The following is a 15,971-nucleotide window of genomic DNA, read 5'->3' on the forward strand; positions in this document are numbered from 1 at the left end:
AATTATTAACGAAAATTTCTCATCTTCTCAAAGGTAGACCCTACAAATCTTGTAGGGTCTATTTTTATTCTCACAGCTTGCTTACTTCGTTAGATTTCCATCCGTTAGATTTCCATCCGTTCGTTAGAATGCTATTCGTTAGATTGCCACAGGAGTCTCATACGAATTATCGAAGAACATGCGCTCCAGCTTTACTGCACGCGCAAAATATTCTCGAGCAATATCAGCATCCTTAGGACCAATACGATCCAACTCATCACGCAAGAACCCTACAAACTTGTGGAATCCTTCATAATCATGCAGGTCGATCCACTGGTAATGAACCTTGCGTTCAGGACGCTTACCTTCAGCATTTGATGCCCACGTAAGATATATCCATTCTGTAACGTTTAACACGGCTAGCACGGCAGCATAATGTCCACTGTGAGCCGCGTCTAAAAACATCTTTTTAAATTCGCGAGTTGCTTCAGTGTCTGGAATTTTATTGCGGAAAGATTCAGGAGTATTAAATTCGTTAAACGCATCCACAAAATACGTATTCTCATCTCCCGCTACCTCACCAATATATTTCGAAAACACGAGACGAGAATCAAGTGTGTCTGCTGTCGTAACTGCAGCACCAAGCAGAGCCAAGAAACTATCTAAAAATCGGTAGTCTTGAATTAAATATCCAGCTAATACAGCATCAGGAATAGTGCCCTCAACTAACTCGTTAACAAAACGATGATGAATAGCAGCATCCCATGTTTCGATATTCTCATTTTTTAATTCGTCGGTAAATCGTGCAGTCATTGACACGTCCTTTCTCTCTGTAACTCATATAAGCCCTTAGGTAGATTAATATAATTGCGCATAGTTGCGTTAGCCATACCAGTTACGTCATATACAGTTCACATATAGTCGTATAGTTATGCACAACCGAGCACTGCTCGTACACCTAGCTGAACAACTACGCTAGTATGAACAATATCATAAGTAGTCATACTTAACTTGGGTACAAATTTGAGCAGCACTCGGTTGCAATTTTTATATTATGGTAACTTCAGCAACTTCAGCAATCACAGTAATTACTCCCTACTCATTGTCGTATTTTCACGCCTCCAATGTAATTACAGGATGCAAATCAAACATAGTAACTGTGCGCTTTACACAATCAACAATGCTTGTTATTGCAATCGCAATAATGCCAAATATTACAAGAATTCCAATGCTGGAGGTTATTGCTCCACTGTTCCTTCCAGCCATAGCTTGACGAAGCCCAAGAATCGAGTACGTCATAGGCAAGTATGGGTGAACCGCCCTAAAGAACGATGGCGTCATTTGCACTGGGAATGTTCCTGCAGAGCTAGTTATTTGCAACATAAGCAGCACAATCGCAACAATTCTTCCCGGAATCTTAAACACTGCCATAATCATTTGCATTATAGCCATAAAGACTATTGACGCTATAATCCCCAGCGCGTAGAATGCACCAACATTGTCAATCTGCAACTTCAACACTCCGTGCACTACGCCCATAAGAATTACAGCTTGCACTACGCCCATAATCACAAACGGAGTCAAGCTAATAAGCGCACTTTTAAGCGGATTCATGCCATTAAGTATTGCTCGCCTATCCATAACCCTTAAAACAAAAGTTGCCATAAGCGCGCCAACCCAAAGGCCTATCGAAATAAAGTAAGGCGCAAAACCAGTTCCGTAGTTTTCAACATGCGAATAATTATGCTCTTTAAGCGCAACTGGAGCACTCATCATATTACTTTTTTGCTTAATATTGTTGATTTTGCTAGAGCTTTGTGCGCTTTTAAGGCCTTCATGCAACTTTTTAGCTCCTTCAGCAAGCTTTGGCGTGTTTTCAGAAAGCTTTTGAACTCCAGAATTAAGCTTGCTCGAGCCATCTACTATTTTTGCAGACCCAAGCGCAGCAGAATCAATACCATTATTGAGCTTTTCACTGCCGTTGCTAACAACGCTAAGACCTTCTGCCAGCTTATTTGCTCCAGCAGAAAGCTGAGTTGAACCGTTGTGAACGCTCGATATTCCTTTAGAAACGGCGTCAACTCCAGCTTTTATCTTTAAACTTCCAGAAGAAAGCGCTCCAGCACCTTGACTCAATGCCGAAAGATTTGTATCTAGAAGCTTAGAATTCTCGCTTAATCCTCCTGCAAGATCTTGCAACTTTTCTAGCACAAGCTCTTTAGTTACAAGTGGATTTTGTGCTTCAACAAGCAGCTGAGTAAGCTGATTTTTTGTAGCCTCGTTTCCTGCTTTAACATGTTCTTCAAGCTGCGCACTAGAATCTGAAAGCTTTTGCGCACCATTATATAGTTCGTCTGTTGCGTTATGTAGCGTTTGCACTCCACTATTTAGCTGATTTGCACCATTTGCCAAATCGTTAGTTTTTTGCGCTAAGAATTGCGCTCCCTCTTTGCTTTGCGCATTTGCATTGCTAAGCGTTTGCGCTCCTTTTTGAAGTTCACCCAATCCGTTTTGTAGTTTTTGCAAAGATTGAGTAAGCTTGCTTGATCCATCATTCAGCTTATCTACACCACCATTAAGCGATTGCATTCCCGCGCTTAAATCGCCAGAACCGCTCACAGCAGCATTAAAAGAATCAGAAGCAGAGTTTACTTTTTCAAACATATGCTCCCAATATTCTTGTGCAATCGCCTCGCTAATTTCACTTCTTAAAGTGTGAAACGCTGTTTTGCCTATTTGAGAAGCAAGCATGTTACTAGCTTGATCGTATTTTACGTGTAGCTTTGCTTTAGTCGGAGTATCGTATTGCGCAGAAGCAATGCACTTACTAAAAGACGATGGAATAGTTGCTACCATAAAATAATCGCCATTTTTAATGCCTTTGTTTGCTTTAGCACTATCTACAAAGTTCCACTGGAAACCTTCGCTTCCATCTTTTTGATTCCTTAAACGATTCTTGATTTCATTGCCAACATTGCGCATTTTGCCGTTTATTATTGCACCGCTATCTTCCACAACAACTGCGACTGGAACCGTATCTAGAGTTTTGTATGGATTAGTAAACGCCCATAAATACAAAGACCCATATAAAAGTGGGATTAAGGCTACTGTTCCAATAACAAGTTTTCGAGCTTTACCTTTTATAGCATTATTTAATTCACGGAACGCAAGAACAATAGTATTAACGCGCATTCTTACCATCTCCATTTTTGTTAAGCTCATAATCTTCGCTGTAACTTACGCGATTTAGCCTTAAAACTTGATCTGCCTTCTTTTCTATCTCGCTTTGCAAAACTCCCACACAGCACGAGCAGTAGTTTTTACTAACGTATGAACGAATGTCTGCAAGCAAGCATTCACTTTGCTCACTTGTAAGCTCAGTTTCTACGCCGTCTACAAAAAGAATCCATGGCTTTTTTAGCAAAGCAAGTGCGATTCCCAATCTCATGCGCTCACATGGCGTTAAATCACCAATAGCAGTTTCTCTAGGAGATAACACTTTCCAATACGCTAGAACGTTATACGCGTATTGATGTAGAGCTTCGCGATTTTTAACATCATTTTTGTATTGTTCACGAAATAGAGGCGATGCACTCGCGAGTTTTAGCTCGCTCATAAGCACTTCTTCTATTGTTTGAGTGTTGTAGAATTCATTGATTCCATTGAATAGTCCCAGCCCAACATATTGACGCGATTCTCTAGTGTCTGTTGGCATATCCAAATCTGCTATTTTTAGCATTCCACTTGTGAATTTCATATATCCAGATAGTGTGAGCAGCAGTGCAGACTTTCCAGAGCCATGTTCGCCCGATATTGCAACGATTTGGTGAGGCTCAACTTTTAATGACACATCCCAAAATGGAGATTTTCTAAATCTTTTTAATCCTAATTCTTTCGCTTCTATAAGCGTTTGTTCTTCTTGCATAATTTACATGCGGCGAAATAAGCATTTGAAGCGAAACTGTACTGCACGCTTCTATTGCAATCGTCGAGCATTCCTCCTTTTACTCTTTAATCGTGGATTTTTAATTTTCAATTTTCAATTTTTTGGTTTTATTTTGATTTTTTTGATTTTTCTAACTTCAGACTCAATATTTAATTCTGATATCGCCTATAATGATTTTGGCGACTACCTCATATTGCTATGCTGCAACAAAATGTTATAAGTCAAGAGACCAATTATTGACGTCAATCTCCTGAAAGTACTTTCATGGTACTCTTCAAGGCGAACAAATACTAACTTATTTTTAAACATTTTGTTCATTTGTCTATATTTTAGCCATAAAAATACGCTATATATAACAAAATCTCACATTTTTGATTTAATCATGTTACTTCCAAATATCATAAATAATCTTAAATCTATTTATGAAAGTTAAACCACTTGAGACGAGTGCTGGCTTTTGTAAATCATTGCTGGCATGTTTTAGTGTTGTTTACGTCTTTCTAAAATCAATCGCAATAGTAATTCAGCCCCACAAATTTTATTTTGCAGGGCTGAACTAGTTATTTTATTTATTATCTATTTTTTATTTATTTATTATCTATTGATTACTTGCTAGATTTTTTAGCAAATTTTTTACTCACTAGTGCAGTTAACCATGGCGTAGCCAAAGCAGTAATAATTACTGCAGCAGCAATTTGAGGAGTTGCTATTAATGCGGCTTTTGCCAAATTTGGATCTATAGCCATCATTGCAGCTGGTGTTGCAACAGCACTTGCTGCAGTACTACTTATTGCAGCTCCAGCAATACCAGAGCCCCTAGTTAAGAAGCGATCTGCTAATACTGTAAATACAAATCCAGAAAGCACTATAATGCCAAGCAGCACACCAGAAAGTCCACCTTCAACTAGTTGAGCAAAGTTCATGTTTGCTCCTAGAACAAAGCCCAGAATCATGGTTATAGGGATTATGCCATTAACCAGTTGCTTCTTCATGTAAGGGAAACAATTTCCTAGAATCATTCCTAAAACAAGAGGCAAAATTGATCCAACAATCTGCCAGAATGGTATTACGGCTTGCCCAGAAGAGTTCATAACAATCATTGTTACTGTTGGACCAACGCTTATGGTTGTCATAGCAACAGCTCCACGATCTACTTCAGTGCCATAGTTTGCTGTAATACCAGAATAAAGTGCATTATTAGCTACAGTCATTGCGCCTAAAATAGATAACATTGACAATCCAAGTAGATTATTGTTGCAGAACTTGGAAACAAGCAGAGCAATAACAATAGCAGTTAGGATCTTAACGCTAATAATCACAGCACCGCGCCACAAAGCTTTAGGAGCGTTCTTAAATGAAAGACTTGCTCCAATGCAAAGCATGAATGCGCCGACTAAAGGACCAGTTCCGTTAATTACAGCTGTTGTAAAACCACCTATTTTTAAGGTTGCTGGGAAACATGAGTTTACCAAGCATCCTATAAATAGAGGAACAACGATTGTAGCTCCTGGAATTTTTATTTTCTTTAAGTCTATTTTTGTGATTTGGCTCTTTAGGTTTGCGAACATGATTTTCTCCGTCAACCGTCTAATACGATTCCGCCATCAACATCGCCAATCTCTCCGTTAACGAAGGAGGCTTCTTTAGATGCAAAGAATAGAATCATTTGCGCAATTTCCACAGGTTGTGCTTTGCGGCGCAAAGGAATCGCGTTAATAATTTTCGCTTCCTTTTCCTTATCTTCCTTCAAAGCTTGAGTCATTGGCGTTTCAGTATAAGATGGGCATACTGCATTGCAACGAATGCCATACTTGCCGCCTTCTTTTGCAACGGCTTTTGTTAAACCATTCACACCAGCTTTAGATGTTGCGTATGCTGCTGTTCCTAGTAAACCGCCACCAATTTTTCCAGCAACAGAGCTAACGTTTACTATTCTTCCGCCACCATTTTCCTTAAAATGCTCAAATAAAGCATGGTTTGTTGCGTAAGTGCCGTAAAGATTAATCTTTACTGTTCTATCAAATTCAGCGTCTGTTAACTGTTCAAATGGAACAGTTGATACAACGCCTCCGCAGTTTACCAAAACATCCACTTTGCCAAAATCTTTGATTATCTGCGCAAAAACGTCGTTAACATTTTGAACATCACCAAGATTTATCTTATAGACAAAGATATTATCTGAACCTAATTCAGATTTTGTTTGGTTTGCTTTTTCTTCATTGATATCGGCGATAATTACCTTTCCGCCTCCATCTAGTACGCCTCGCACGACTTCTCTGCCGATTCCTTGGGCGCCTCCTGTTACAATGACCACGTCATTTGTGAAATTCATTGTTTTTACCTTCTTTCTGAAAAAGAGATAATAACATGGCTGAGTCTACTCTTAAATGCTATTGTTAACAAATTTGTATTAATGTATTTAATTAGTGTATTTAACTTTTAAAGAGTAATTTATAAAAAAGTAATTTAAGTTTTACTTTGCAAATAAAACTTTACGTAAATCTTTATGATATTGTCTTTAATTATTAAAATTTAAAAATTATCAAAATTGAAAAACATATTATTTGCAAACATCAAAATGAAGATAACTTTAAAAAGAGGTGAAACAGTATGCAGATTTTAAACATTCTATGCAATCCGGTAATCGTATCGGTTGTAGTGTTATGCGCGTTAAGTCTCGCTAAACTCAATGTTTTACTCGCAATGATTGTTGCATGCGTTGCAGGAGGCATAGCTGGACATCTCCCTCTTTTTGGAGATGGAAGCCATACTATTATGGCTTTGCTATGTGATGGTTTTTCCACAAATGCGCAAACTGCGCTCGCCTACATTCTTCTTGGTACTTTTGCAGAAGCAATTACAGCAACTGGCCTAGCTCAAATCATTTCTAAAAAAATCAGTAAACTTATCGGCACAAACAAATTTATTCTTCTTGCAGTTCTAACAATTATTGCATGCATGTCTCAATATATTGTGCCTGTTCATATTGCTTACATTCCTATTCTTATTCCGCCAATTCTTTCCATTATGAACAAGCTTAAGCTAGATCGCCGCGCCGCCGCATGCTGCACTGCGTTCGGACTAGAAGTGCCATACATTGCTATTCCATTTGGCTTTGGCTTAATTTTCCAAACAGTTATTGCAACTAATCTTTCTAAAAATGGTATGAAAGTTAGCGTTTCAGACGTTAGCGCTGTGAACTGGTATTTGGGTGCTGCAATGCTTGCAGCCCTCCTATTCGCAGTGTTTGTGCTATACAGAAAGCCTCGCGAATATAAAACAACAGAAGCAGATACTCGCGCAGCGGACGCTGTTGTTGGCCCGCTTACTAAAGCACACTATGTAACCATGCTTGCGATTATTGTTGTTGTAGTAGTTCAAGTTATTAGTAAGGATCTTTCACTTTCTTCTCTTGCAGGTCTTGCAACCATGATTATTTTTAGAGCCGTTGCATGGAAAGATATCGATAAGCAGCTTATGGGCGGCGTAAAACTCATGGGTCTTATTGCATTTATTATGCTCATTGCTGGCGGCTACGCTAACGTGATTCAAGCTACGGGCGGAGTTAATGAGCTTGTACACTTTGGAGTTGCTTCTATGGGTCAAAACAAGCTAATCGCTGCATTCGTTATTACAATTATTGGTTTGCTTGTAACTATGGGCATAGGCACTTCGTTTGGCACGGTTCCTATTCTTGCAGTTTTGTTCGTGCCTCTTTGCCAAAGTATTGGTTTTAGCACTCCTGCAACAATTCTTCTTATGTCTTCTGCTGCAGCTCTTGGAGACGCAGGCTCCCCTGCTTCCGATACAACGCTTGGCCCTACTTCTGGCCTAAATGCAGATGGTCAGCATAGCCACATTTGGGATACTTGCATTCCAACATTCCTTATCTTCAATATTCCACTTATGGTTGCAGGTATTGTAATATCTCAGTTTATTTAGCAGATTATTTCTTAAGATTAGATACTAAATATCTTATATTATTTAGCTAAATATTTAGTTGAATATTCAATAGAGATTAAGTATTTCAAAATGCATATAAGTGTTTATTGATAATTTTATCAATAAACACTTATATTTTTTATCAAAATCATTATAATGTAATATGCAATTATGTATTTGTTATATTTTATGAAATAAAGTAACAAAGGTTTAGTTAATTAATTGGGTATTTTATGGATAAGACAACGAAAATCATTCTGACTTCAACCATGATGGGTATTGCGACCGCAGCTTGCGCAGTATGCATGAGCCAAACCGCTTATGCTTCTAATGCTATTGCAAGTAGTGTCAATGGAACTAATGTTGAGAGTGCAAATAGTAGCACAAAAACAAATACCCCCCCCCCACCACAGACCGATTCCACTAATCAGCATAATTTAAAAAATGATAAATCTACTAACCACAACAACACTACCAGTGAAGATCGCGACTACGATACAAATACGGTTCAAACAACTGTTGATTCCAAAGGCGTAACGACAGATAAGGATGTTCAGCAAAACACATCACACGCTGATTCAACAAGCAATGAATTAGCATCGGGGACAGCGACCGATAAGAACGGCACACAAGTCAAATGGCAAGTAACGGATAATTCCAGTAATATCAAAGCTACTGACGCGGCAAAGATGAGCGAATATGGCAAACAGCTCAATTATGATTCTAATAATAATAAGCTAATCGCAACTATGAGCAATTTGCCATTCAAGAATGAAGCAGCAAATGTTGTTGCAAGAAAATATAACGAAATTACCTTAAAAGTTACAAACAACAATGAAACGACGCCTACAATCATTAGCAATATTAAAGAAACACCATGGTTCTACAAAAGTCAATATTTAAAGAATATTTTGGATGAAATTGATAAAACAACAATCGGTTCGTACAACTTTACGAGATACAATCAAGAACAAAAAGTTGGCGGCAAACACCTTAGCGGTTTGAAATACAACTTTAGTGCGCGCAAAGTTGAGGGCACGCCAATAATAACAGACTGGCAGGAAGGTGAAACAAGCCGCATAATTCCTGTATACATGGCAACAACCCATACGGGCAAAGATTCAGACTATATAACGTTGGGCATATTGCAAAACATTACTGTAAATAAGCCAAAGCCACCCGTTGTTTCACCAACACCACAGCCAAAGCCACCTGAGTCTGCTACTAATGTATTGGCATCTGGAACCGCAACGGACAGTAACGACAAACAGGTTCAGTGGCAAGTAATAAATAACGATAAAAATACTAATACTGAACAAATAAGGGCGTACGCTCAGTATCTCAGTTACAATCCCAATACAAACGCGTTGACAATGACAGATGTTGCAGCGTTTACAGAAGACGGTAAAGCTATTTCCGCAAGAAAACTCAGCAACGTTACGCTAAAAATCACGAAGGACGGAAAAACAACAGAAGAAAACATCAAAGAAACGCCATGGTTCTTCAAAGATCAAAATTCACAGAAGATGTGGGACTCAATTAACCAAACAACAATAGGCACGTATAGCTTTGCAAAACACAATCTTGAACAAAAAGTCGGTGGCGTAGGGCTGGAAGGTTTGACCTACGACTTTCTGAATAAGAATTTTGATGGCGCTCCTACGATTGCCTGGAAGAATGGCGAAATAAGCCGCGAAATTCCTGTGTATATAGCAACGATCCATAAAGGTAAAGATGGCTCAGACTATATGATGGTAGGTGAATTTAAGAAATTCAAGGCGTATAAAAATAGGAATGATATTTTTGAAGGCGAACCTGGAACTAATCCTCTAACAAAGCAGCAGTATAAATTTAGTGATCTTGGCGACAATAATGTTAGTAGAACAGTAACTGCCATGTATGCTAATGGCCCTATTTATCTTAAGCCGGGAGAAACAAAAACGGTGCCACTCAAGTTTTATCTGGTAGATGAAAATCGTAAGCCAATTAAGGATATTACTGATGAATTTATGAAGGTATTGAATCCAGAGCCAAAGGAAGTGGAAATAAAAAAGGTTCTGTTTACTCGAAATCGGCAGACGTCTTTGATGGATATGAATGTGTCGTATGTGCTGCATACGGATTATTCAATTACATTTACCGCGAATAAAGATGCTCAGGTTGGGGATTCTTACAACACAGATGGCTCTAAGTTGGATAATCTTCCAATGGTTCTTAATCCAGCAGAAACACCAAAATATACCTATGAGCCGGGTATAACGTTGCATGAGAAGAGCAATGCGAAGCACGTAGCTTTTATCAATGCATTCTTTGACGTGATAAAAGCAACACCTAATCCAAATCCTAATCCAAAATCTCCTAAACCGAAACCACCTGTAGTTCCGCCAACACCTGTTCCGCCAACACCTGTTCCACCGGAACCTGAACCAGAATTGGAACCAGAACCAACTCCTGTTCCAATTCCAGAACTTGAACCGGTTCCAGTGCCTATAATTTCGGCACCAGAACCTGAACCAGAGCCATCACCAGCACAAGAAGAGACTGTGGAAGAAGCACCGACTTTACAAACGCACGAACCGCTTGCACGCGCAGGCTCTGAAACCTCAACCATTGCAGGCACTGGATTAGCGTTCCTGCTGTCAGCTTTCGGTGCATTTTCGCTTAAACGCACGCGCATTGGCAAGCACAGCAAGTAACGAGCACAGATAGCCAATAACGCAAATAACTAATAAACGCCAGTCAAGTTGAACTAAACTAACTGGCGTTTATTTTTAAAAACACCAATCAACCAATACAAATGTAGCCAATCGATGCAAATTCGCGGGCGATTGGCTACATTAGATATACCGTCTAGCTAAACATTTTCGCTAGCCCAATATGCTATCGATATTCTTCTTATTGCTTAAATCATCTTCATCAAGAAAATCCATCTGCTTCATTCCGCTTAATCTTGCAATAAGCGAAATTGGGAAAGTAACAATATTTTGATTAAGAGCGCTGATATTACTATTTACAATTCTTTTTGCTGCAGCCAATTGCTCGTTTTCGTCGTTCACTTCTTCTTGCAAATTCAGAAATTGTTCAGAAGACTTTAATTCTGGGTAAGCTTCTGCTAAAGCATAAATCTTCCCTATCGCATGATTCTGATTTTTTATTACCGCACTAGAATCATCAGAGTTTAAGCCTTCTCTTAGACTCACTAAATCCACTAATGTTGTTTTTTCATATTTTGCAAATGACTGTGCAACTTTGAACATTTGGCAAATCGTGTCATATCTTTTAGCGAGCGCAATATCAACGTTTTTCTGCGACTCTTTTATAATCACTCTATATTTTCTTAATCTATTTAAAGTGCCAATAAACCAACCAATAATCATTACAAGCACTATTGCAATAACTATTAAAATGGTGTCCCTATCTATAATGCTATCCATAATGTCACTCATAATGTCTCCTTTAGTTCTAGTCTTTCTCTAGTCTTAGTTTTCTCTAGTCTTAGTTTTTCTGCTTTTGCAATTCGCCAGTATCGCAATTTTCTAGCTTCTAATTTTGCAATTTTTCTTTAATTACGCTGACTATTCCGTAATACTCAGCCAAAACATCTCTAAATTTTTCATATTCTCTTATTAAAGATATATTTTCTATTCCAGATTTTCCAGGAGCTCCGAATAGATACCGACCAGAGTCAAAAGCTGCAATAATATGCTCACTATCTATATATATGCAAACTCTCATTCTTTTTTGCAAATTATTCAATGCTTCTATAAAACTTGGATCTAATACAAGCTTTGTATAAAAATCGTCTGTAGAAAAGATTGAATACGAATTGTTAAATTCAATGGATTCTGTTTGGACTTCGCTCTCTTCTTTTGTTTTTTTGCCATAGTATCCATTTAGTTTTTGCCCCATAAAGGTCTTTCCAGTAACGGGAACAATTCTAATATGACCATTTATATTGGTTTTTGCGTTTATTAATAAGACTTGACCAATAAAATCAGTTTTTTTGACAGTTTTTCCACTTTCAGTTCTAGAAAAGTGCATTGCTTGCATATTTGAAAATTCAGTTTTAGATTCATCGCCAAAAATTATGTGTTTGTTTGAATAATACCTACTAGATATTGGCAGAAGATTATTAAAAATGCTATTGTCAATTCCTTCGGAATTTTCTAATACCGTTCCAGGCAGAATCGCATTCAAAATCGGCGTTAAAACATTATCCGCGTATAGCGCGCTTACATCAACCTTATTCTTTACAAAAAACTTGCCAGCAAAGCAAACAACAAAAGCAATTACTATGAGTAAAGGATATTTATAAGTAGAGTAATCAAGTGAAGGCAGATAATTGCCAACAGCACCAATAATCAGGACTACTGGTATTAATGGAATCAAACGCATTGGGTCAAAAGCGTTGTTTTTTATGCCGTCTTTTAACTCATTTAATTTCCCTTGCATTTGGGGAGATTTTTCTAATTTATTAAGTCTTTCTAAAACTTCGGGATTTGTAAACACGCTACTATGCTTTACATTCATCGTCATCTCCCTCTTATAATCGCCAATGTTTTTGTAACAATATTTTTATAACAACATTTTTGCAAAAGGCATAAAAGGCTCTTATATTTTTTTATCATAAATAACCATTATTTGGAATAGTAGAATTTATGATAGTTAAATTTGTGATAATGGAATTTGTGATAGTTAAAGAATAGTGACTTTGATTTTGAACAACTTTGATTTTGCTAGCAAAGTATCTTAAATGTGATTATTTTCAATAAAGATCTAATACAAAACAAATAGCAAAAAACAAAATAACAAAAAATAAACAAGATTACAATTTATAACACATTAATTTTCAACTACTTTAATAACATTTCTCAAAGCGTATAATGAACTTGAATTTATTCCTTAACTGATAGGAAGTTCAAAAATGGTAAAGAAACTAAAAAATATTTGGAGCGTTAAATTAACTACTGCTTCACTCGTACTAATACCAGCCGCAATCGGCATAAATTATGTTGCGAAACTATTTGCAAGCATGCTAAAACTACCACTTTGGCTTGGCACACTAGGCACTTGCATTTCAGCATGCTTGGCTGGGCCTGTTGTAGGCGGAATTGCTGGATTTTTAACCAATATTGTTTACGGCTTAACAATTGATCCAATTTCTACAGTCTATAGCATTACAGCTGCAGCAATTGGAGTAAGCGTTGGAATCGCTGCACGATTAAAATATATGGACAAAGGCCTACACATTTTTATAACAAGCCTTATTGTTGCAGCAATCGCAATAATCATTTCTACACCTCTAAACATGATTTATTGGGGCGGAACCACTGGAAACGTTTGGGGTGACGCTGTTTTTGCAGCAATGGGTTCCAAAGGCTTCTTTGCATCATTCGTAGATGAGCTTGTTGTAGATATACCAGACAAGATTGTTGTTTTGTTCCTTGCAGCTGGAATTTATAAAGTTCTTCCTAAGAGTTTAATAGCCATATATCAATCAGATGACGAAGATCTTGATAAATAAACGTTTATCACCAGAAAATAAATCGCATAAACGCTAAGTTCTACAAGTTTTAATATAAGCACAATAAGACGAGATAGCATGAAAAGCATCAGCCTATTTGAAGATAAGCATTCGTTTCTAAACGGACTATCTGCAAAAACCAAGCTTGCATACGTAATATGCGCTACAAGTACACCGAGTTTGCTTGGAGGCTATAGTTCTTTCGCTATCTTTATTATTTTGAGCCTAATCTTACTTGCAACATCAAAGGTTCTAGCAAAAATAAAAATCGTAATACAAGTTACTGGTTTTATTATTGTAACTATTTTTATAGTTCAGACTTTCTTTAGATCAGGAAATTACACGATTTTATTCAAACTAGGACCTTTGATTGCTCGCAAAGAAGGTTTTGAAGTAGCTATGAAGATTGTGCTAAATATATTAAATATTTCGTTTGCATTTTGTGTTTTAACGCTTACAACTAAACCTTCTAATATGATGCAAGAGATGATACAAGCTGGTTTACCACCTAGAATGGGCTATGTTTTTGTCTCGCTATTTCAAATCATTCCTCAAATAACACAGCAAACTTCGACTATTGTTGACGCTCAAAGAAGCAGAGGATTGAAAACAAAAGGTTCTCTTATAACGCGTTTCAAAGCTTTTTTGCCTTTAATATCCCCGATTATAATGTCTTCGTTTATGAGTTCTAAAGAAAGAACTATAGCTTTAGAAGTTCGCGGATTTTCGTGCAATAATCAAAAAACATTCATAAAACCATTTAAGCCAAGCAAATACAATACGCTATTTTTATGCGCTTGTTTAATTGTAATAATAGCGTCTATTATTTATGCGTTGCTTCATAATTTAGGATATATAGCATGGCAGCTATTCATATAGAGCACTTAAAATATCGCTATCCTTATAGTAAAACTCTTGCACTCAATGACATTTCTTGCGACATTCATAAAGGCGAATTTATTGGAATAATAGGTGCTAATGGAGCTGGAAAATCAACATTATCTCAAGCTATTTTAGGTCTTGTTCCTAATCTTTACCACGGAGCGTACGGCGGCAAAGTTGAGGTAGACGGTCTTAACGCAAAAACTACGCCAATAGACAGTCTTTGTAAAAAAGTTGGTTTAGTTTTCCAAAATCCTTTTAATCAAATTACTGGCTCTAAGCTTACTGTGTACGAAGAAATTGCGTTTGGGCTTGAAAATCTTGGAATTGAGCAAAACGAGATGCAAAGTCGCGTAGAGAAAATCATGGACATGCTCAACATTGCCCATCTTAAAGATTGTTCTCCATACGATTTATCTGGCGGTCAAATGCAGCGAATGTCTATTGCCGCTATTTTAGTTATGCAACCAGAAATAATAATTTTAGACGAGCCAACTTCGCAGCTTGATCCTAAAGGTTCTGAAGAGGTTTTTAAAGCAGTAGAATCCTTAAAAAATCAGGGTCAAACTATTATTATGGTTGAGCACAAAATGGAAAAAATCGCGCAATATAGCGACCGCGTAATGCTTTTAAGCGAAGGAAAACTCATTGATTTTGATACTCCGCAAAAAATCTTTTCTCGCGAAGACTTGGAAGAATATGGCGTAAATCCTCCTGTTTATACTCAAATTTGCAAAAAACTTTCGTTAAAAAACAATAATGGCTTGTATCCAATAACTCTTGAGCAAACGTCACAAATTTTAAGCTCGCACGAAGGGAATCGCTTATAATGACTCCTACTATTGAAATACGAAACGTGTCTTTTTCTCATACTCCAACAACACAAATATTCAACAATCTAAATTTGTCTTTTGCTCCTGGAACATGCGCTATTGTTGGTCAAAATGGCACTGGAAAAACAACTTTACTTAAAATCCTTAGAGGACTTCTTACGCCGAAATCTGGAAGCGTTTTATTAAATGGTAAAGATATTGCAGAATGTACTGTTCCCTCTCTTGCTAAAGATATTGGATTCGTATTCCAGAATCCAGATGACCAGATTTTTGAATCAACTGTTATACGCGAAGTAATGTTTGGACTTTTAAAAATTGGAATTGATAAGAGTCAAGCATTGATCCAAGCAAAAGAAAGTCTAAAACTCGTAGGACTTTTAGATAAAAGCGAGGTAAATCCTTACGATTTAAGTCTTTGTGAAAGAAAAATGGTTTCTATTGCGTCAATTTTAGCAATGGATACTCAAGTTGTTATTTTAGATGAGCCTACGATTGCTCAGGACGATCGCGGAAAACGTTGTATTGAATCAATTATTAAGCACCTTGTTTCTCAGGGGAAAATTGTTATAGCTGTTCTTCACGATATGGATTTTGTGGCTCGAGTATTTAATCGCGTTGTTGTGCTTTCAAATGGCAATGTTCTTTTTGACGGCACTGCGCGCGACGCATTTATGCGAGACGACATACTTTCTAGCGCACATCTTGATAAGCCAGATGTTGTGAAGCTGTGCGAGAAACTGGGTTATGAAAATACGTTCCTATCTGTTGAAGATTTTGTGAACTCGTATCGTGAACGAAATAATCGCAGATAGCATAAACTGAATAATCAGAGTGCTAATCGCAAAGTATCCAATACCAAAGTAGC

Annotated in this window: 13 protein-coding genes; 6 read left to right on the plus strand and 7 right to left on the minus strand. The window is 37.4% G+C overall.

Annotated elements, in window-relative coordinates:
- Positions 1 to 138: 138 nt before the first annotated feature.
- From HXT46_RS04280 to HXT46_RS04300, 5 genes are all read right to left on the minus strand, one after another.
- Positions 139 to 792 carry a TenA family protein gene (locus HXT46_RS04280; RefSeq protein WP_004117575.1) on the minus strand — a complete coding sequence of 218 codons (654 nt, stop codon included), beginning with the start codon at positions 790 to 792 and terminating at the stop codon, positions 139 to 141.
- 300 nt (positions 793 to 1,092) lie between these two features.
- Positions 1,093 to 3,171: a YhgE/Pip domain-containing protein gene (locus HXT46_RS04285; protein ID WP_180947075.1), complete on the minus strand. Its 2,079-nt coding sequence runs from the start codon at positions 3,169 to 3,171 to the stop codon at positions 1,093 to 1,095.
- Entirely contained in the window at positions 3,161 to 3,904 is a 744-nt protein-coding gene (locus HXT46_RS04290) for an ATP-binding cassette domain-containing protein (RefSeq protein ID WP_101886526.1), read from the minus strand. The genes HXT46_RS04285 and HXT46_RS04290 overlap by 11 nt, the downstream gene beginning before the upstream one ends.
- A 626-nt stretch (positions 3,905 to 4,530) precedes the next feature.
- Entirely contained in the window at positions 4,531 to 5,493 is a 963-nt protein-coding gene (locus HXT46_RS04295) for a 2-keto-3-deoxygluconate permease (protein WP_004113201.1), read from the minus strand.
- Positions 5,494 to 5,504: 11 nt separating this feature from the next.
- The gene (locus tag HXT46_RS04300; RefSeq protein WP_004113203.1) at positions 5,505 to 6,257 is read right to left on the minus strand and encodes an SDR family NAD(P)-dependent oxidoreductase; all 753 of its coding nucleotides are present in this window, start codon (positions 6,255 to 6,257) and stop codon (positions 5,505 to 5,507) included.
- Positions 6,258 to 6,535: 278 nt separating this feature from the next.
- On the opposite strand from HXT46_RS04300, the gene HXT46_RS04305 reads away from it, so the two are divergent.
- On the plus strand, positions 6,536 to 7,867 hold the full coding sequence (locus tag HXT46_RS04305) for a Na+/H+ antiporter family protein (protein ID WP_421785708.1): 1,332 nt from the start codon (positions 6,536 to 6,538) through the stop codon (positions 7,865 to 7,867).
- Between the two features lie 233 nt (positions 7,868 to 8,100).
- Positions 8,101 to 10,563, plus strand: a complete 2,463-nt coding sequence (locus HXT46_RS04310) for a hypothetical protein (protein ID WP_421785710.1) — start codon at positions 8,101 to 8,103, stop codon at positions 10,561 to 10,563.
- 171 nt (positions 10,564 to 10,734) lie between these two features.
- Here the strand turns inward: HXT46_RS04310 and HXT46_RS04315 are convergent, their stop codons facing one another.
- Both HXT46_RS04315 and HXT46_RS04320 read right to left on the minus strand, forming a co-directional pair.
- Entirely contained in the window at positions 10,735 to 11,313 is a 579-nt protein-coding gene (locus HXT46_RS04315; RefSeq protein WP_004138045.1) for a LemA family protein, read from the minus strand.
- Between the two features lie 97 nt (positions 11,314 to 11,410).
- Positions 11,411 to 12,397, minus strand: coding sequence for a DUF3137 domain-containing protein (locus tag HXT46_RS04320; protein ID WP_421786333.1), 987 nt, complete (start codon positions 12,395 to 12,397; stop codon positions 11,411 to 11,413).
- Between the two features lie 394 nt (positions 12,398 to 12,791).
- On the opposite strand from HXT46_RS04320, the gene HXT46_RS04325 reads away from it, so the two are divergent.
- From HXT46_RS04325 to HXT46_RS04340, 4 genes are all read left to right on the plus strand, one after another.
- Positions 12,792 to 13,391 carry a sensor histidine kinase gene (locus tag HXT46_RS04325; protein ID WP_004114802.1) on the plus strand — a complete coding sequence of 200 codons (600 nt, stop codon included), beginning with the start codon at positions 12,792 to 12,794 and terminating at the stop codon, positions 13,389 to 13,391.
- Between the two features lie 78 nt (positions 13,392 to 13,469).
- Positions 13,470 to 14,270 carry an energy-coupling factor transporter transmembrane component T family protein gene (locus tag HXT46_RS04330; RefSeq protein WP_421785712.1) on the plus strand — a complete coding sequence of 267 codons (801 nt, stop codon included), beginning with the start codon at positions 13,470 to 13,472 and terminating at the stop codon, positions 14,268 to 14,270.
- A complete protein-coding gene (locus tag HXT46_RS04335; protein WP_116439862.1) occupies positions 14,252 to 15,103 on the plus strand; it encodes an ABC transporter ATP-binding protein in 852 nt (283 codons plus the stop codon). Before HXT46_RS04330 ends, HXT46_RS04335 begins: the two co-directional genes overlap by 19 nt.
- On the plus strand, positions 15,103 to 15,918 hold the full coding sequence (locus HXT46_RS04340; protein WP_004138062.1) for an energy-coupling factor ABC transporter ATP-binding protein: 816 nt from the start codon (positions 15,103 to 15,105) through the stop codon (positions 15,916 to 15,918). The genes HXT46_RS04335 and HXT46_RS04340 overlap by 1 nt, the downstream gene beginning before the upstream one ends.
- The last annotated feature ends 53 nt before the right edge of the window (positions 15,919 to 15,971 follow it).

This window comes from Gardnerella sp. DNF01204 (genome assembly GCF_049244145.1).
GTDB classification, from domain to species: Bacteria; Actinomycetota; Actinomycetes; order Actinomycetales; family Bifidobacteriaceae; genus Bifidobacterium; species Bifidobacterium vaginale.

Excerpts from the sequence above, each read along its gene's own strand:
- HXT46_RS04280 (WP_004117575.1), bottom strand. The coding sequence starts at position 792 with ATGACTGCACGATTTACCGACGAATTAAAAAATGAGAATATCGAAACA.
- HXT46_RS04285 (WP_180947075.1), bottom strand. The coding sequence starts at position 3,171 with ATGCGCGTTAATACTATTGTTCTTGCGTTCCGTGAATTAAATAATGCT.
- HXT46_RS04290 (WP_101886526.1), bottom strand. The coding sequence starts at position 3,904 with ATGCAAGAAGAACAAACGCTTATAGAAGCGAAAGAATTAGGATTAAAA.
- HXT46_RS04295 (WP_004113201.1), bottom strand. The coding sequence starts at position 5,493 with ATGTTCGCAAACCTAAAGAGCCAAATCACAAAAATAGACTTAAAGAAA.
- HXT46_RS04300 (WP_004113203.1), bottom strand. The coding sequence starts at position 6,257 with ATGAATTTCACAAATGACGTGGTCATTGTAACAGGAGGCGCCCAAGGA.
- HXT46_RS04305 (WP_421785708.1), top strand. The coding sequence starts at position 6,536 with ATGCAGATTTTAAACATTCTATGCAATCCGGTAATCGTATCGGTTGTA.
- HXT46_RS04310 (WP_421785710.1), top strand. The coding sequence starts at position 8,101 with ATGGATAAGACAACGAAAATCATTCTGACTTCAACCATGATGGGTATT.
- HXT46_RS04315 (WP_004138045.1), bottom strand. The coding sequence starts at position 11,313 with ATGAGTGACATTATGGATAGCATTATAGATAGGGACACCATTTTAATA.
- HXT46_RS04320 (WP_421786333.1), bottom strand. The coding sequence starts at position 12,397 with ATGAATGTAAAGCATAGTAGCGTGTTTACAAATCCCGAAGTTTTAGAA.
- HXT46_RS04325 (WP_004114802.1), top strand. The coding sequence starts at position 12,792 with ATGGTAAAGAAACTAAAAAATATTTGGAGCGTTAAATTAACTACTGCT.
- HXT46_RS04330 (WP_421785712.1), top strand. The coding sequence starts at position 13,470 with ATGAAAAGCATCAGCCTATTTGAAGATAAGCATTCGTTTCTAAACGGA.
- HXT46_RS04335 (WP_116439862.1), top strand. The coding sequence starts at position 14,252 with ATGGCAGCTATTCATATAGAGCACTTAAAATATCGCTATCCTTATAGT.
- HXT46_RS04340 (WP_004138062.1), top strand. The coding sequence starts at position 15,103 with ATGACTCCTACTATTGAAATACGAAACGTGTCTTTTTCTCATACTCCA.